Annotated in this window: 15 protein-coding genes; 5 read left to right on the forward strand and 10 right to left on the reverse strand. The window is 63.2% G+C overall.

Annotated elements, in window-relative coordinates:
* Positions 1 to 157 precede the first annotated feature (157 nt).
* From BLU15_RS07290 to BLU15_RS07305, 4 genes are all read left to right on the forward strand, one after another.
* A complete protein-coding gene (locus BLU15_RS07290) occupies positions 158 to 1,198 on the forward strand; it encodes an ABC transporter substrate-binding protein (protein WP_090294839.1) in 1,041 nt (346 codons plus the stop codon).
* Complete coding sequence (locus tag BLU15_RS07295; RefSeq protein WP_060584114.1) at positions 1,195 to 3,564, forward strand: putative bifunctional diguanylate cyclase/phosphodiesterase; 2,370 nt, start codon at positions 1,195 to 1,197, stop codon at positions 3,562 to 3,564. Before BLU15_RS07290 ends, BLU15_RS07295 begins: the two co-directional genes overlap by 4 nt.
* 108 nt (positions 3,565 to 3,672) lie before the next feature.
* Positions 3,673 to 4,944 carry a phosphoribosylamine--glycine ligase gene (purD, locus tag BLU15_RS07300; RefSeq protein WP_090294841.1) on the forward strand — a complete coding sequence of 424 codons (1,272 nt, stop codon included), beginning with the start codon at positions 3,673 to 3,675 and terminating at the stop codon, positions 4,942 to 4,944.
* A gap of 105 nt (positions 4,945 to 5,049) precedes the next feature.
* The gene (locus BLU15_RS07305; RefSeq protein ID WP_089044748.1) at positions 5,050 to 5,571 is read left to right on the forward strand and encodes a plant virulence effector HPE1-like domain-containing protein; all 522 of its coding nucleotides are present in this window, start codon (positions 5,050 to 5,052) and stop codon (positions 5,569 to 5,571) included.
* Between the two features lie 118 nt (positions 5,572 to 5,689).
* On the opposite strand, the gene BLU15_RS07310 is transcribed toward BLU15_RS07305, so the two are convergent.
* The 6 genes from BLU15_RS07310 to BLU15_RS07335 form a co-directional block, all read right to left on the reverse strand.
* Positions 5,690 to 6,193: a 2-thiouracil desulfurase family protein gene (locus BLU15_RS07310; protein ID WP_090294842.1), complete on the reverse strand. Its 504-nt coding sequence runs from the start codon at positions 6,191 to 6,193 to the stop codon at positions 5,690 to 5,692.
* 62 nt (positions 6,194 to 6,255) lie between these two features.
* Positions 6,256 to 6,636, reverse strand: coding sequence for a cupin domain-containing protein (locus BLU15_RS07315; RefSeq protein WP_090294844.1), 381 nt, complete (start codon positions 6,634 to 6,636; stop codon positions 6,256 to 6,258).
* A gap of 112 nt (positions 6,637 to 6,748) precedes the next feature.
* Positions 6,749 to 8,914 (reverse strand): glycine--tRNA ligase subunit beta, encoded by a 2,166-nt coding sequence (gene glyS / locus BLU15_RS07320; protein ID WP_060516363.1) that lies wholly within the window; start codon positions 8,912 to 8,914, stop codon positions 6,749 to 6,751.
* A gap of 112 nt (positions 8,915 to 9,026) precedes the next feature.
* Positions 9,027 to 10,967 carry a DUF2207 domain-containing protein gene (locus BLU15_RS07325; protein ID WP_089044745.1) on the reverse strand — a complete coding sequence of 647 codons (1,941 nt, stop codon included), beginning with the start codon at positions 10,965 to 10,967 and terminating at the stop codon, positions 9,027 to 9,029.
* A gap of 109 nt (positions 10,968 to 11,076) precedes the next feature.
* Positions 11,077 to 12,348 (reverse strand): 3-phosphoshikimate 1-carboxyvinyltransferase, encoded by a 1,272-nt coding sequence (locus BLU15_RS07330; RefSeq protein ID WP_090294845.1) that lies wholly within the window; start codon positions 12,346 to 12,348, stop codon positions 11,077 to 11,079.
* A gap of 72 nt (positions 12,349 to 12,420) precedes the next feature.
* A complete protein-coding gene (locus BLU15_RS07335) occupies positions 12,421 to 12,969 on the reverse strand; it encodes a LemA family protein (RefSeq protein ID WP_034801085.1) in 549 nt (182 codons plus the stop codon).
* 247 nt (positions 12,970 to 13,216) lie between these two features.
* On the opposite strand from BLU15_RS07335, the gene BLU15_RS07340 reads away from it, so the two are divergent.
* Positions 13,217 to 13,414, forward strand: a complete 198-nt coding sequence (locus BLU15_RS07340; RefSeq protein WP_034801082.1) for a cytidine/deoxycytidylate deaminase family protein — start codon at positions 13,217 to 13,219, stop codon at positions 13,412 to 13,414.
* On the opposite strand, the gene BLU15_RS07345 is transcribed toward BLU15_RS07340, so the two are convergent.
* The 4 genes from BLU15_RS07345 to BLU15_RS07360 all read right to left on the reverse strand — a co-directional run bounded on the left by BLU15_RS07345 (position 13,407) and on the right by BLU15_RS07360 (position 16,144).
* Positions 13,407 to 13,973, reverse strand: coding sequence for an AAA family ATPase (locus BLU15_RS07345; RefSeq protein ID WP_090294847.1), 567 nt, complete (start codon positions 13,971 to 13,973; stop codon positions 13,407 to 13,409). The genes BLU15_RS07340 and BLU15_RS07345 overlap by 8 nt on opposite strands.
* A complete protein-coding gene (locus BLU15_RS07350) occupies positions 13,970 to 14,926 on the reverse strand; it encodes a glycine--tRNA ligase subunit alpha (RefSeq protein ID WP_060516372.1) in 957 nt (318 codons plus the stop codon). Before BLU15_RS07350 ends, BLU15_RS07345 begins: the two co-directional genes overlap by 4 nt.
* 125 nt (positions 14,927 to 15,051) lie before the next feature.
* Positions 15,052 to 15,243 carry a membrane protein gene (locus BLU15_RS07355; RefSeq protein ID WP_034801076.1) on the reverse strand — a complete coding sequence of 64 codons (192 nt, stop codon included), beginning with the start codon at positions 15,241 to 15,243 and terminating at the stop codon, positions 15,052 to 15,054.
* A gap of 34 nt (positions 15,244 to 15,277) precedes the next feature.
* Positions 15,278 to 16,144, reverse strand: coding sequence for a S49 family peptidase (locus tag BLU15_RS07360; RefSeq protein WP_090294849.1), 867 nt, complete (start codon positions 16,142 to 16,144; stop codon positions 15,278 to 15,280).
* Positions 16,145 to 16,276: the final 132 nt, after the last annotated feature.

The raw sequence follows: 16,276 nt of genomic DNA on the forward strand, positions 1-16,276 counted from the left end.
AAACAGAAAATCGGACAGGGCGCCGCCATGCGGCGCCCGGTTTTCTTCTGCTCGGCAAACGGCACGCGGCACCCCGGCCACTCGTCGCAGCCCTACGTAATCATTCATCAATTTTTGCGCGCTACGGTCGTCTGACGGGCTTGGGCAGGGGTACACAATGCAGGGGCGAACGGCGATTCCGGCCTTACTGGCGACGTTGCTCTTTGCAACGGCGGCACCGGCCGAGACCCTGAACCTGCTCATCTGGGAATCCTATATCGACCAGAAGATCCTCGACCGCTGGTCGTCGATTACAGGCGTGTCAGTGCACCAGGTCTATTACGACAGCGGCGATACCCGCGACGAGGTGCTGGCCGATCCGAACAGCCGCGTCGACCTGGTGGTGACCGGCGAAAACAGCGCCGCCCTCTTCGGTCGCAAGGGCGTTCTCGAAAAAATCGACGAGACCAACGTCGCCTCGCTCAGGGACTATGACGAGAGCTGGCGCAAGCGCTGCTCCGGCCGGGGCCTGCCCTATCTCTGGGGTACGATGGGCATTCTCTACCGTTCCGACGTCTTAGCCGAAGCGCCGACCTCCTGGCAGGATCTGATGCGCCCTGCCGCTGCGCTTGCCAAGCATGTGGCCATGTACGACGACCACAACGAGGCCTTCGTCGCCCCGTTGATGCTGCTCGGCCAATCGATCAATACCAACGACAGCAGCACGCTGAAGGCCGCCTTTACGCTGATGAAGGAACAGGCCCCTTCGGTGCTCACCTACGAATACATCATCAGCGCGATCCAGAACCCTGCAGTCAGCAAGGACATCTACATGGCGCTCGGCTACAGCGGCGACCAGCACGTGCTGAACACCAAGGCCGGCACCCCTGGCGTGTGGCGTTATGCGGTTCCGAAGGAAGGCACACTCTCCTGGCTCGACTGCATGTCCGTCGTTGCCAATTCGCAAAACAAGGATCGGGCGCTGGCGCTGCTCGACTATCTCGGTTCGCCAGGAAGTGCCGCCGCCAACGCGCTGGCGCTCAACATGCCGACGGCAAGCCGGGCGGCCCACGCACTCCTGCCGGAAGAGGTTCGCTCCGACCCGGCGATCTACCCCTCGCCCGACATTCTGGCCAAGAGCCAGTATCAACAGGAACTGTCCACAGAGTCGGTGCAACTGCGCCGGCGTATCATCAGCACATTGGCGAATTTCCAGTGAACCTCGGCAAACGCGCGCTCATCCTGATCTTTCCCGTGGTGCTTGCCGGCTATCTGCTGGCGGCGGTCTCGGTCCACGTCACGCAGAGCCGCTCCATTCGCGCGCTCGAGCATGCCAAGCTGTCGCAGCGCCTTGAACATGCGGCCGCCGTCTTCCAGAACGAGATCGGCCGCAGCAAGGGCTTTCTCAATGCGCTGCTGAACGGCAATTCGCTGCGCCAGTACGTGTCCGAAACCGATGCGAGCTACAGGGCCAATGCGCTCGGCGTCCGGCTGCAGGAGAGCGTCAAATCGCTGCTCGACGATCCGACGGGCTATGTTTCGCTCGCGCTTCTGAGTTCGGAACTCAAGTCCGAATACTATTTTGAAAACAGCTGGGATCCGTTCGCCGAGATCGACGAGGCACAGCTCAACCTCGCCCGCCGGCTGATCCGCGAAGACAAGCTCGCCGACTGGACCTATCTCTACGAAGCGGGCCAGAGACCGCGCATCGTCTATTCCTTCTTCCTCGACCCCATTGCCTTTACCCGGCCGTTGCCGAGCAAGAAATCGAACGCCCTGCTCGTCCAGGTCGCGATCCAGCCCGACCGCTTCCTCGACATGCAGCAGGCGCTGAAAAAGGAATACGGATCCGACATCGTTCTGCAGCCCTGGCCGCAGGCCATCACCGACGACCTTTCGGCAAGCGTGCATCTCGGACCTTCGCTCTATGCGACGCTCACCGTTTCGAGCGAGCATTTCGACGCGCTGATGGCGCGGCAGAAAATCCTGCTGGCGCTCGGCGCCGTCGCCATGAGCCTGTTCTCGATCTGGCTGATCATCATGTTGATCCGCCGCTTCATCACCGATCCGATCGCCACTCTCGACGCAAATGTGATGGCCGTGATGGTGGGTGCGCGCGACGAAATCCGCGATATGGAAGAAAAGGGCGAGATCGGGCGCCTCACCGAAAACATCCGCGAACTGCACCGCCAGTCGGTGCAATCGCTGAAGCTCGTGCAGCGCAGCTCCTGGACCGATACGCTGACCGGGATCAGCAACCGTGGCCACTTCAACGCACTCGCCGCCGGCGTCGTTCGCGAGGCGATCGCGGCCGGCGAGAAGTGCAGCCTGCTGTTCATCGACATCGACAACTTCAAGTTCGTCAACGACAAGCATGGTCACGAGATCGGCGACGAACTCCTGAAAACCTTGGCGGCCCGCATCGCCGAGCGGGTCGACGTGATCACCGAGCGCCGCGGCCAAAGGCCGGCGATCCTCGCGCGCCTTTCGGGCGACGAATTCGCCGTGCTGGTGCGCTCGCGCCCGGGCGACGGAACGGTCCGGGAAATCTCGGGCGCCATCCTCTCGCTGTTCGAGGACGGCTTCGAAGTCTCCGACAAGCGTTATCCGGTGACCGCAAGCATCGGCGCTGCGATCTGCCCGGATGACGCCACCAACCTCACCGAACTGATCGCGAATGCCGATGCGGCAATGTATCAGGCCAAGACCAGCGGCAAGAACCGCTCCGCCCGCTACTCGCGCGCGCTTCACGACAAGCGCACGCGGCTGCGCCAGATCCAGGACGAGCTGCGCTCGCTCGATCCGGACGAACAGTTCCACCTCGTCTACATGCCGATGGTCGATACCGAGGGCCGGGTCACCGGCTGCGAGGCGCTGCTGCGCTGGTACTCGCCGGTGCTCGGCAATGTCACCCCGGATGAATTCGTGCCGATCGCCGAAAGCTCAGGGCTCTTCACCAAGATCGACTGGTGGGTGATCAACAAGGCGATGTCCGACTGCGGCCAGTTGAAGGCCCTGTTCGGCCCCGAAACAGTGCTCGCCATCAACATTTCCTCGGCCGAACTGCATTCCAAGGCGATCGCCGACCACTTCGCCGACTGCCTGGAACGGCATGGGCTGGAGGCACGCTCGATCGAGATCGAGCTTACCGAAACCTTCGCCGTCAAGTTCAGCGACCAGCTTCGCCGCAACATCGATGCGCTCCGCCAGAACGGCTTCCGGCTTTCGATCGACGATTTCGGCGCCGGCTACACGTCCGTGCAGCAGATCATCGAATACACCGCCGATACCATCAAGCTCGACCGGGCGCTGGTGTCGAACCTCACCGCGTCGCATTCCCTGCCGGTATTGAAGGCGCTGATCGCGCTCTGCCACGCCAAGGACGTCGCGGTCGTCGGCGAAGGCATCGACACGCCGGAGAAACTCTCCATGCTGACGGCTGCCGGCTGCGACCTGTTCCAGGGCTACCTCATCAGCAAGCCGCTGCCGATCGAGGATCTGGCGATCTGGGCGCTGACACGCACCGCGCGTTATGCGCACGACGAAGCGCTGGACGAGCAACAGAGCCGCCAGGCCATCGCCTGAGATGGTGGCGATTGCGAGAATCGCCGCCCGAACTCCCGTTTTCCCTTGACCTTGCCGCCCTGCCGTCCTAACCGCAGCGCAACATTTTTCGGGATATCGGGGGCTGCAATGAAGGTTCTTCTGATCGGATCGGGTGGGCGCGAACACGCCCTTGCATGGAAGATCGCGCAGTCGCCGAAACTGACGAAGCTTTATGCCGCACCGGGCAATCCCGGCATCGCCGAAGAAGCGGAAATCATCGCGCTCGACACGGACGACCATGCAGCGGTCGCCGACTTCTGCCGCAAGGAGGCGATCGATTTCGTCGTGGTCGGACCTGAGGGTCCACTGGTCGCCGGTATCGCCGACGTGCTGCGCGCAGCCGATATCGCCGTCTTCGGCCCCTCTGCCTCCGCCGCCCAGCTTGAAGGCTCCAAGGGCTTCACCAAGGATCTCTGCGCCCGCTACGATATTCCGACCGGCGCCTATGGCCGCTTCACCGATGCGGAGAGCGCCAAGATCTATGTGCGTGAACAGGGCGCACCGATCGTCATCAAGGCCGATGGTCTCGCCGCCGGCAAGGGTGTCACCGTCGCTATGACGCTCGACGAGGCGCTCGCCGCCGTCGACGACTGTTTCGCCGGCGCCTTTGGCGCCGCCGGCGCCGAAGTGGTCGTAGAAGCCTATCTCGATGGCGAGGAGGCAAGCTTCTTCTGCCTCTCAGACGGCAAAACGGCGCTGGCGCTCGCGTCGGCCCAGGACCACAAGCGCGTCGGCGACGGCGATACCGGACCGAACACCGGCGGCATGGGCGCCTACTCGCCGGCCCCGGTCATGACGTCAGAGATGATCGAGCGCACGATGAAGGAAATCATCGAGCCGACGATGCGCGGCATGGCGGAAAGCGGCCATCCCTTCTCCGGCGTGTTCTTTGCCGGGCTGATGATCACCGCCAAAGGACCGGAACTCATCGAATACAACGTCCGCTTCGGCGACCCGGAATGCCAGGTGCTGATGATGCGCATGAAGAGCGATCTTCTGCCGCTTCTCTATGCCGCGGCGACCGGCACGCTCGCCGGCATGACTGTGGAATGGCGCGACGAGACGGCGCTGACCGTCGTGATGGCCTCCAAGGGCTATCCGGGCAGCTACGCGAAGAACACGCCGATTGACGCCCTCCCCGCAGCATCCGACACCACCAAGGTGTTCCACGCCGGCACAGCGATGAAGGACGGAGGCCTGGTCGCAACCGGTGGCCGTGTGCTCAACATCACGGCGACAGGGGCAAGTGCCGGCACGGCCAAGGACAGGGCCTACGCGGCGCTGTCGGCCGTTTCCTGGGACAACGGCTTCTACCGGCACGATATCGGCTGGCGCGCGGTTGCGCGCGAGAAGGCCTGACTGGAAACCGGTCAATTCGCGGATCATTCTATTTTTACCAATTCTCCTGACGGGAAAGTAAGGGAGCGTGCATATTCTCGCCGGTACCGATCCGGGAGAAAAACGATGCGCCTGTTGCTGATCACCACCGTCCTTGGGCTTGCTGCTGGCAACGCCGCGGCGTCGTCGATCGAAGCGATCGCCTCCGGCACGACCGACAATGCCAGCGTCTCCACGGTTTCCTGCGCCGATTGCCCGCCGTTGCAGTCGCGGAAGAAGGTCACTTACGTCGTCCCGACGATCGCGGCGGGCGACGAGACGATCGAGCTCAAGAAAATCAACGGCGAGATGAAGATGGTGCGCACCGAGGCCTGGCTCGGCGGATCGCCGGTGGTGTTCGTCAGCAAGCCGTCCCACGAGATGATCAAGACGGCCGCGGCCGAAACCGACGATGCTGCAACGGTGACCGTCTCGAACATCGCAAACGACCAGAACCCGCAGGCTTCCAGGCCGGAGTTTCTTTCCATCGATCAGACCGCAAAGACCGCCGCGGTGACCCCGATCGGCGCGTCCATGGTGGCTGTGCCCGTGGCCGACGAGAGCTCACAGGATTTTGATCCGTCCACCCTCGAACTTCGGCTAGACTGATCACCTATCGGGAAAGTTCCCTGCCCCGCTCAGCCGTCCCCTGCATTTAAAGGCTGACGGGCGTATCGCTGTAAGAGCGAGAGATTGCGCCCCTGAGAGAAGCGGGGGCGCAATCTTTTTATTGCGAGCCTTCCAATTCATCGATCCGCGTGACCAGCGCCTCTATCTGTCTGTCAGAATAGACTTCGACGCCGTTGGCGAGGAGCAAGGCGGCCGTTACGCCTTCACCCGGATGGCGCGCGCCGGAAAAGCTCCCGTCATAGACGAAACCCGACCCGCAGGACGGGCTGCCATCGATCAGGAGCGCGAAGCGACAGTCGGCTTGCCTGGCAAGCGAAAGAGCGTTTTCGGCAGCCTGTATGACCCCCTCGGTGACGTCGCCGCCGTCTATCTCCACCACCCTCGCCTTGCCGGCGAGCACGTCCTTGCCGACAGCGCCGGCGGCGATCTCGGCCGGCGGACGCGGCACCGGCATGCCGGCCGACATTTCCGGACAGATGGTCACGAGACGGCCTTCCGCGCGCCAGCGGTCTATCGCCGGGTGCAGGAGCGGCTTCGACTGGCCGTCGTAGCGGACGGCATGGCCCATGAGGCAGGCGCTGACGAGAATTTTTGCGGGCATGCCTTTCTCTACTCCGGCGCCCTGCCGGTCAGCAAGCGCGATCGCAGTGCCCGGACAAGGGATCAGATCCAGCGGTCGTTTTGCGCGGTGCGTTCGCCACCCTCATGCCCGGTGTTGAGCGTGCCGCGCGGCTCGATCAAGAGCATCTTCACCTCGTGCTCCGCATAGGGCTTGTGTTCGACGCCCTTCGGCACGACGTACATTTCGCCGGGACCGAGCGTCACGGACCCGTCGCGAAAATCGATCCGCAGCGTGCCCTCGATGACGATGAAGGCCTCGTCGGTATCCTTGTGATCGTGCCAGATGAAGTCGCCCTCGATGCGCACGATCTTGAACTGGTAGTCGTTGAGTTCGGCAAGAACGCGCGGTTGCCATTGATCGCTGAAGAGCGAGAGTTTTTCGGCAAAATTGATCGGCTTGTAGGCCTTTGTCGCGATAGTCATCGGCTGTCTCCATCTTGCGTGATGGAGACAGCATATAGGTCGCCGGGCAGCGAGCCGCTTGAACGTTTGTGCGCGGGTGTGAGGCCGCCGGTCTCCCGGCGGCGACCCGGCCTTAGCCGACGATCTTCGAGAAGTCCGCGACCGTGCCGGTGGCCGAGCGGATCAGGCCGAGCAGCGCCAGACGGTTCGCACGGATTGCCGCATCATCGTCATTGACGAGTACGTCGTTGAAGAACTGGTCGACCGGTTCGCGCAGCTTGGCCAGCGCTTCCATGGCCGAACGGAAGTCTTCCTTGGCGATCGCATCGCGTGCTTCAGCCGAAGCAATTTCGACAGCCTGGTGCAGCGCCTTCTCGGCGTCGAGACGGAAGAGGCCGGCATCGACGGCGTCGGCGACGGCGGTGCCCTTCTTCTCTTCGGCTGCGAGGATCTGGGTGGCGCGCTTGGTGCCGGCCAAGAGGTTGCGGCCTTCCTCGTCGGTGATGAAGGCGGTCAGCGCTTCCACGCGGCGGGCGATCATCAGCAGGTCGTCGGCTTCCGGCGTCAGCACGGCGTCGATCAGGTCGTGACGGGCGCCGAGGTCGCGCAGATAGACCTTGAGGCGATCATGGAAGAAGGAGAGCAGATCGGCCGAAATGTCGTCCGCAAGCGCCGGCTTCTGCGCGCGCAGGGCGACGAGTGCCGTTTCGAATACAGGCAACAGCGCCAGGCGCGCCTTGCCTTCCAGGATCAGGCGGATCACGCCGAGTGCGGCGCGGCGCAGCGCAAAGGGGTCTTTCGAACCGGTGGGCTTTTCGTCGATCGCCCAGAAGCCGACGAGCGTGTCGAGCTTGTCGGCAAGCGCAACGGTCACTGCCACCGGATCGGTAGGCGCACGGTCAGAGGGACCATTCGGCTTCCAGTGGTCCTCGATCGCCGTGGCGACAGATCCGTTCTCGCCCTGAAGCAGGGCGTACTTGTGCCCCATGATGCCCTGAAGCTCAGGGAATTCGCCGACGGCTTCAGTGCGCAGATCGGCTTTGGCCAGCACGACGGCGCGGTCGACGAGCTTGGCGTCGGCGCCGGTGACCTTGGCAAGTTCACCAGCAAGCGCGCGGATACGGGCGACGCGTTCGCCCTGGGTGCCGAGCTTGGCATGGAAGGTAACGTTCAGCGCATCGAGCTTGGCCATGCGCTGATCGAGCGGCTTGCCGAGGTCCAGATTGAACTTCTTGGCGGATGCTTCCAGCGTTTCGAGGTCCGGCAAGTTGCCCTGGTCGCGGTGCCAGAAATGCGCTGCGTCCGAAAGACGGGCGCGCACGACCTTGCCGTTGCCATGCACGATCTCCTTGCCGCCGTCCTTCGCCTCGATGTTCGAGACCAGGATGAACTTGTTGGAGAGCGTGTCGGCGCCCGGCGCGCGGGTGACGAAGCACTTCTGGTTGGTCTTGATCGTCAGTCGGATGATTTCCGAGGGGATTTCGAGATAGGCTTCCTCGAAGCTGCCCATCAGCACCTGCGGCCACTCGACGAGGCCGGAGACTTCTTCGAGCAGGCCTTCGTCTTCGACGAGCTCGAGGCCGTTGGCGAAGGCGACATTGCGGGCGTCGGCCAGGATCATTTCCTTGCGGCGCTCGCCATCGAGAACGACCTTCGCCTTTTCCAGCTTCTCGGCATAGTCGGCAAAGCGGCGAACCGTGATCGCTTCCGGTGCATGGAAGCGGTGACCATAGGTGACGTTCGAGGCGACGATGCCGTCGACTTCAAACGGGATCACATGGGTTTCCTCGGTTTCCGACCCGAAGGTGCAGACGATCGACTGCAGCGGGCGGACCCAGCGCAGTGCGCCGGGCCTGGCCGATGCCACGCCGGAACGCATCGGCTTCGGCCAGGGGAAATTGCGGATGATATCCGGCATCGCCTCGGCGATGATCTCTTCGGCGGGACGGCCCGGCTTGACGATATGGGCGACGTAGAAGTCGCCCTTCTTCGGGTCGCTATGGACGTGCGCCTCGCTGATCGAGGAAAGGCCGGCGCCGCGCAGGAAGCCTTCGATCGCCTTCTCGTTGGCGTCGGTGCGCGGACCCTTGCGCTCTTCGCGAACATCGGCGGAACGGGCGTTGAGGCCGCGGATGTCAAGCGTCAGCCGGCGCGGTGTCCAGTACTCGCGCGCACCCTCATAGGTCAGGCCCGCTTCGACCAGGGCATCGGTCAGCAGCTTCTTGAGGTCGCCGGCCGCCTTGCGCTGCAGGCGGGCAGGAATTTCCTCGGAGCGGAGTTCGATAAGAAGATCGGGCATGGGAGTGACTTTTTCTGTTCCTGACGGTTGCGGCGGACTTAGCAATCTCTGGCAAGATTGTCACCAAGCGCCGCGATGAATTTGGTTTTCCAAGGGCAAGTGCGAGGCGGATTTACCAGCCGCCGCCACCACCGCCACCACCGCCGCCGCCGGAGAAGCCGCCGCCGGAAGAAAAGCCCGACGATGACGATTTGGGTGGGGGCGGCAGCGACGACGTCATCGTGTCGGCCATGGATCCGGCAAAACCGCCGATGCGATCGCCGAAGGTGCTCGAGCCGAAGCCGTCACCGTGATACCAGCCCGGCTGATAGGCAGCGGCCGCAGCCGCCCCAGCCGCCGCGGCAAGCAGCCAACGATCGAAGGTCTCGGTCCAGGGCTTCTCGACGCCAAGCGCCACGGCGTAAGGGAGCAGCGTCTCGAAATGCCGGGGCGACATTTCGGGCGCGCCTTGCATGTTCATCCGGTCTTTCTCGGCGAGCGTCATGTATTGCCTGAGCCCGTCGATGCCATCCATCATCCGCGTTCCGAGCGGCGTCGGCGCACCCATCAGGAAGAAGAACAGCACGTTGACGAGCACGATCGCACCGATCACGAAGAGCAGCGGCAGTTCGTCGGTTTCGGCTGCCGAATAGAAGACGGCCGCAAGGATGGTCGAGAAGATGGTGAAGGCGACGAAGCCGATGAAGGCGACCACGACGATCGACATGATCCGGCTCATCAGGCTCCTTTCGCGGCGAAGCGACTTGCCGAAGGAGACTGCGAGGATCGAGACGAAGAAGGCGATGAAAACAGGAACGATCACCAGCGGCAGGCTGTCCTCGCTGAGATCCCCGAACAGGAACACGGCCGCAACCGCCAACACCGAAAGGATGACACCGGCGACGATGTAACCGCTGTTGGCGTGGTAGTACTTGCCGCGATGCTCGCGCTCCATGGCGTTGCGGAAATCAGCGCCGGTCGCCTGCACCCGTGTGCCATGGGCGCGGTCGATGGTGAGCTTGCCGCCAGCGGCATTGACCGCCTTCATCACGGCCGCCTCGCCGGTCGGCAGCTTTTCGTCGGGTTTCTTGCCGGTGGCGGCAATGACGATGGCGTTCTTCAGGTCTTCGAGAACCACGTGGCCCTTGACCGCGAGATTGAGTGCTGCCGCCGACAACGCGGTCCAGCCCTCACCGGAAAAGCCCCTGTTGTCGATGTAATTGACGAGCGCCGGTGAGATGCCCTCCGGCGGATCCCAGCGCGGCACCATGACGCCGCGGTCCGGGTCACGCCCGGCCCTGAGCCAGGCCTGGCTATAGTAAAGCAGGACGACGGCAAGGCCGGCACCGGCGATGACGAGCGCCAGATGGTCGTGCAGCCACCAGGCATTTTCCTGGCTGGAGGTGGGCCTGTCGATGCTGCCCTTCGGCATCTTGATGGCGATCGTCAGCCCTTCGCGCGGGTCGAGACGTCGGGTGGTGGCAAAGAAGATTTCGCTGCCGTCCCTGGATGCGCGCGCATCCTTGCCGGTCGCGCCATAGCCGCCAGTGAAGTAATCGAGCGCTTCGGCCCTTACGCCTTCCGGCAGCGTCACGGTCGCACTCGCCTCGTCGATCGGGAAATCCCACTCCGTACCGGTGACGTTCCAGTAGAGTTCGTCGTGATCGTCAAAGAAGCGGATCTGCCGGCCAGTCTCGTAGGTGAACTGGAAGGTATGCTCGCCCCGCTCCAGAAAGACCTCGGCCGAACCGGTGTAGATGCGGATGCCGCCGTTGATCGTCTCGGTGCGATAGGGCTCCTCCTCACCGTCACGCTCGACCGAGAGCAGCTTGAAATCGACCTTGCTGCGCTTGCCCTTCGCGTCGGTGAAGGTCAAAGGCATATCGCGATAGATGCCGCGGCGGATCTTGTTGCCCTCGACCGTCGCCGTGATCGTCTCGGTCACCGTCATCGTGCCGTCCTTTGCGACATCGATGACGGAGCGATAGGCGGAGAAGACCTCCTCCGCCCGACCGACGCCTGCCGTTGCCAGCAAAAACACCAGAACGGCAAATGCGGCAGCGAAACGGACCATGCGGATCAAGCTTTCTTCCGGTTGAGGTTCAAGACACGAGACCGGTTCTTATGGGTGAGAACAGGATGCGCGCGGAAACCGCAGACACGGCCGCACATCCCGCCCGGTATCAAGGCCGGTCGCCGGTAAATTCGACGCCGAGCGAAGCGAGCGCATCCCAATAGGCCGGGTAGGTTTTGGCAACGCAGCCGGGATCTTCGATGGCGATGCCGTGGATCTTCAGGCCGGCAAGCGCGAAGCTCATGGCGATGCGATGGTCGGCGAAGGTGTCGATCGAGGCGGGCAAGGTCTGGCCGGCAAGCGTGGGATCGGAAGAGACGATCAGGTCGTCGCCTTCCTCATGCGCCAGATCCGGCCGGATCGCTGTCAGACCGAGCGACAGCGCGCGCACGCGGTCGCATTCCTTGACGCGCAGGTTGGCGAGACCGACGAAGCGCACCGGCGTCTTGTTGAAGGCGGCAAGCACGGCGATCGTCGGGATCGCGTCCTGCATCTGCGAGCCGTCGATAACGGCGGGCAGGTTCGGGAAGCTCGCGATCACCGCATGGGCGCGGGCATCCGGCTGCGAGAAGGCGTCCGCTGGAACGCCGATATCGATGGCGCCGCCGGTCAGGACTTCCGCAGCCCAGAGATAGGTCGCCGCCGAAGCATCCGGCTCGATGACATAGTCGGCTGCCTTGTAGCCGGTCGGCGCGACCTGCCAGACGGAGGGGCTCAGCTGCTCGACTTCGGCGCCGAAGGCACGCATGGCGGCAACCGTTAGGTCGATGTAACCGCGCGCGCCGATCTCGTCGCCGGCAAGCTCGATGCTGACAGGACCCTTGGCGCCGGGGGCCGCCATCAGCAGGGCCGAGACATACTGGCTCGACAGGCCGGCATCGATGACGACGCGACCGGCCGGGAAGCCGCCGGTGCCTTTGACGGTGACCGGCGGGCAGCCGGTTTCGGAGGTGACTTCGACGCCGAGCGTTCCGAGTGCCTCGACCAAGGGCTTGATCGGCCGCTTGCGCATGTGCTGGTCGCCATCGACCACGACCGTGCCATCGACGAGCGCGGCAGCAGCCGTCAGGAAGCGTGTCGCCGTTCCGGCATTGCCGAGGAACAAGGGAGCTGCCGGCGGGAGCAACTTGCCCGTGCTGGTGACGACGAAGGTCGTTTCATCCGGCTCGCTGACCTCGACGCCCATCGCGCGCAAGGCTTCCGCCATGTAGCGGGTGTCGTCGCTCTTCAAGGCACCCGTCAGCCGGCTCGTGCCCTTGGCAAGGCCGGCCAGAAGCAGCGCCCGGTTGGTGATCGACTTCGAGCCCGGCGGGCGCACATGACCGCGGAGCGGGTGGTCGGTCGGCAGGATGGTCAGTTTTTTCATGCTATCGGAGGTCATCGAATAGGTCTCTTGATGCGAATGGCGCCGCGGCGGGATCCCGCGGCGAGGAATGTTCGGGAGGCGTGCCGGTCAGAACTTGACCTGCGGCACCGCGCGGTCGGCTTCGTTGGTGATCTCGAAATAGCCGGCTTTGACAAAGCGGAAGGCGTTGGCGATCAGGTTGGACGGGAAGCTCTCGACCTTGACGTTCAAGTCACGGGCCGCACCGTTGTAATAGCGGCGCGACATCTGGATTTCGCCCTCGATCGTTTCCAGCGAGCGCTGCAGCTCGGCGAAATTCTCGTTGGCCTTGAGGTCCGGATAAGCTTCCGCCAGCGCAAAGAGCTTGCCGAGCGCCTGGGAGAGCGCGCCTTCCGCCTGGGCCCGCCCCTCGACGTCGCCGGCTGGCACCGCCTGTGCGCGGTTGCGCATGGCGATCACCTCTTCGAACGTCGACTTCTCGTGTGCGGCGTAGCCCTTCACGGTTTCGATCAGGTTCGGGATCAGATCGGCGCGGCGCTTCAACTGCACATCGATACCGGACCACGCCTCCTCGGCGATCTGCCGCGCCTTGACGAGACCGTTATAGACGAAAACCAGATACAGAATCACGACGACGGCGATTGCCAGACCGATCATAGGGCACCCTCCAAAAACTCGCGCAGAGATTAGCATTCGCTTCTCAGCTTCAAAGCGCTTTCTGCAGCATTTGGCCAGAGAAACCTGCTCCTCCCCAATTCCCGCCTGCACCGTGAACACTGTGTTTCCCGATGCCACGCCTTTTCACGTCAAAAGACCGGCTTTCCTGTTCCATCGGGAACGGCGACCGGACCGGTGATGGGCGATAGTCGGTTCATCGAACAACCCCGGAAACGAAGTGAAGACCATGAAAACGCTCGCAACTCTCATCAACGTGATCGCCTTTACGGCGCTCTTCGTTGCCTATGCGAGCGCCCATTCTCCGGAACGGCCGAGCGGTGTTCGCCGCGCTCTTCAGACCTACTCCGGTCAGGTCTATACCGGCGCCTATCCCACAATGAAGCCGTACTGCAAGAACGACGCCGGCACGACCTTCGTCATCTGACAGTTGAAGGTCCAGCGATCCGCGCGGCGATTGCCGCTGCCGCCTCATCAGCGCCGAGCGTCGACACATCGATCTCAATCAATCGGTCGCTTCTGCCGCGTAGCAGCCGGTGCGCGCGCCGCAATCCCAGAAGAACTTCCGGATCGGTCAGCTTGTGCAACTTGCTCCGGCCGGCGCGTGTCAGGCGCTTGAGATTTTCCTCGACGTCGCAATCGATCACGACCGCAACGAAGCGAGCGCCGCGTTTTTGCGCGAGTGCGGCGCAGTCCTCGAAGGCACGCGTGTCGGTGGCATCGTCCGAGAGCGCATCGGTGAAGATGAACGACCGTTCGGCTGCCGCCCTTTCCAGGTGCTCGAACACGCTTTGGCGGACCGCCGATCGAAGCGAGCGATAAAGCGGGTCACTGCGCGCAAACAGTGCCTCGGCCGGATTGATCAGCGTGTGATTGTCGGCGAGCCGCGCGCCCAGCCTTTCAGCAAGATGGCGCGCGATCGTCAGCTTACCGGTGCCCGGCCAGCCGTTGATGTGAACGACAAGGCCGGACGGTTCTACGCTCAAGCGGCGTCCCGGTTGAGGTTCGCGCCACCGGCGTCGGTCAACAGGAAGGCTTCGCCGCAGGCCTTGGCGAGCGTGCGCACCCTAAGGATGTAGCTCTGGCGCTCGGTGACCGAGATCACGCCGCGGGCATCGAGCAGGTTGAACACATGGCTTGCCTTGATGCACTGGTCGTAGGCTGGGAAGACGCATTTGTGCAGGTGGTTGTTGCTGTGGTCGCCCGGTGCTCCGGCAGCCAGCAACGCCTGGCACTCGGCTTCCGCATCGATGAAGTGCTGATGCAGCATCGCCGTGTTGGCGTATTCGAAATTGTAGCGCGAATATTCCTGTTCGGCCTGCAGGAAGACATCGCCATAGCTGATCTTCTCGGCACCCTCGCGACCGTTGAAGTTCAGGTCGTAGACGTTGTCGACGCCCTGCACATACATGGCGAGGCGTTCGAGACCGTAGGTCAGTTCCCCCGAAACCGGCGAGCATTCGATGCCGCAGACCTGTTGGAAATAGGTGAACTGCGACACTTCCATGCCGTCGCACCAGCACTCCCAGCCGAGACCCCAAGCGCCGAGCGTCGGGCTTTCCCAGTCATCCTCGACAAAGCGGATATCGTGCAGCAGCGGGTCGAGGCCGATCGCCTCGAGCGAGCCGAGATAGAGTTCCTGCAGGTTGGACGGGTTCGGCTTCAGGATTACCTGATACTGATAGTAGTGCTGCAGGCGGTTCGGGTTTTCGCCGTAGCGGCCATCGGTCGGGCGACGCGACGGCTGGACGTAAGCCGCACGCCAGGGACGCGGGCCCAGCGCGCGCAGGGTCGTTGCCGGATGGAAGGTACCGGCGCCCACTTCCATGTCGTAGGGCTGCAGCACGGCGCAACCCTTGTCGGCCCAGTAATTGTGGAGTGTCAGGATCAGAGCCTGAAACGAGCGCTTCGGGTTCATATGATCAGGCAGAGTGGTCATGGATCGCGTCCGGATTTCTTCTGGAAAATGTGCCGGACAGGTGCCACGCCTGATGACAGGGGTCAAGCGCTACGGCAGCGGGCGGGCAAATAGACCGCAGCCACACTGACGCGTTCCGACCGCCCTCACTCGCCGTCGCGCTTCAGCCTGTATTCGCCGGTCTCCGGGTCCTGCACCAATGTTCCCTGCGCCCCGGTCTGCTCCTCGCGGCGAGCCTGTTCGCGCTGGCGCGTCAGCTTCTGGGCATCCGCCACGAACTTGCGATAGCCGAGCCAGAAGACGAAACCTGCGATCAGGAGCAGGATGAGTTGCGGCATTTTCCCTCCAAGGACATTTAAGGCCGGGCAGGCATCAAAGCCCGAACCGCGCCCACAATGCCCTTTCCTCGATGGCTTCGGCAAGTCCCGCCGCTGCGGAAGCGGCCATTGGCTCGACCAGAGCACCGGCAATGGCCGCGCCGCTCTGCCGGCGGCCAAAAAGGCTGCGCACCGGCTGGATGAGCTCGAGCCGCGCCTTGTCGCCATAGCGCTTCTTCACCTCGCCGCGCAGATCGCCGAGACTATCGATGATGCCGAGCTCCAGCCCGCGCCGGCCGGTCCAGAAAAGGCCGGAGAAGATATCCGGATCGTCGGCGAGCAGCTGGCCGCGACGGGCCTTGACCATCTGGATGAAGGTATCGTGGATATCGAGCTGCAGGTTCTTCAGGAATGCGATGTCGTTTTCCTTTTCCGCTTGGAACGGATCGAGCATCACCTTGTTTTCGCCAGCGGTATAGACACGCCGCTCGACGCCGATCTTCTTCAGGAGTTCCGGAAAACCGAACCCGCCGGAGACAACGCCGATCGAGCCGACGATCGAGGTCGGGTCGGCAATGATCTCGTCGCCGGCAAGCGCGATCATATAGCCGCCGGATGCGGCGACGTCCTCGACGAAGATCAGCACACGCTTTTTCTTCTCCTGGGCGAGATCGCGGATGCGTTGGTAGATCAACCGCGACTGCACCGGGGAGCCGCCAGGCGAATTGACGGAGATCGCGACAGCAGGCGCGTCCTTGTTTGCGAAGGCCTTTTCGAGAAGCGGGGCCGCTGTCGCCAGGTTGAGCGCCGGCCGGAACTGACCGCCGCCGGCCATGATCGCGCCGTGGAGCCGGACGACGGGGACCGTCACGCCTTCCTTGCGAAAACGCTTGGGCAACAACCGTCTCAAGAACGTCTTCATTTCAACTCCTGCCTGCTGGGACATGCCATGATTTTGAGCCGGAACGACCGGAAATCATAGACATGACCGCGTCTCATCGGCGAAAAGCGGAATGCTTCGCCCGATCGCCCGCCAGGGGCTCTTCCATGCCAT

The organism is Ensifer sp. YR511 (genome assembly GCF_900103045.1).
Classification (GTDB): Bacteria; Pseudomonadota; Alphaproteobacteria; order Rhizobiales; family Rhizobiaceae; genus Ensifer; species Ensifer adhaerens.

Coding starts and splice junctions, on each gene's coding strand:
- BLU15_RS07355 (WP_034801076.1), bottom strand. CDS start 15,243: ATGCCGCAACTCATCCTGCTCCTGATCGCAGGTTTCGTCTTCTGGCTC.
- BLU15_RS07330 (WP_090294845.1), bottom strand. CDS start 12,348: ATGACCTCCGATAGCATGAAAAAACTGACCATCCTGCCGACCGACCAC.
- BLU15_RS07350 (WP_060516372.1), bottom strand. CDS start 14,926: ATGACCACTCTGCCTGATCATATGAACCCGAAGCGCTCGTTTCAGGCT.
- BLU15_RS07310 (WP_090294842.1), bottom strand. CDS start 6,193: ATGCCCGCAAAAATTCTCGTCAGCGCCTGCCTCATGGGCCATGCCGTC.
- BLU15_RS07335 (WP_034801085.1), bottom strand. CDS start 12,969: ATGATCGGTCTGGCAATCGCCGTCGTCGTGATTCTGTATCTGGTTTTC.
- BLU15_RS07325 (WP_089044745.1), bottom strand. CDS start 10,967: ATGGTCCGTTTCGCTGCCGCATTTGCCGTTCTGGTGTTTTTGCTGGCA.
- BLU15_RS07360 (WP_090294849.1), bottom strand. CDS start 16,144: ATGAAGACGTTCTTGAGACGGTTGTTGCCCAAGCGTTTTCGCAAGGAA.
- BLU15_RS07290 (WP_090294839.1), top strand. CDS start 158: ATGCAGGGGCGAACGGCGATTCCGGCCTTACTGGCGACGTTGCTCTTT.
- purD (WP_090294841.1), top strand. CDS start 3,673: ATGAAGGTTCTTCTGATCGGATCGGGTGGGCGCGAACACGCCCTTGCA.
- BLU15_RS07340 (WP_034801082.1), top strand. CDS start 13,217: ATGAAAACGCTCGCAACTCTCATCAACGTGATCGCCTTTACGGCGCTC.
- BLU15_RS07305 (WP_089044748.1), top strand. CDS start 5,050: ATGCGCCTGTTGCTGATCACCACCGTCCTTGGGCTTGCTGCTGGCAAC.
- glyS (WP_060516363.1), bottom strand. CDS start 8,914: ATGCCCGATCTTCTTATCGAACTCCGCTCCGAGGAAATTCCTGCCCGC.
- BLU15_RS07315 (WP_090294844.1), bottom strand. CDS start 6,636: ATGACTATCGCGACAAAGGCCTACAAGCCGATCAATTTTGCCGAAAAA.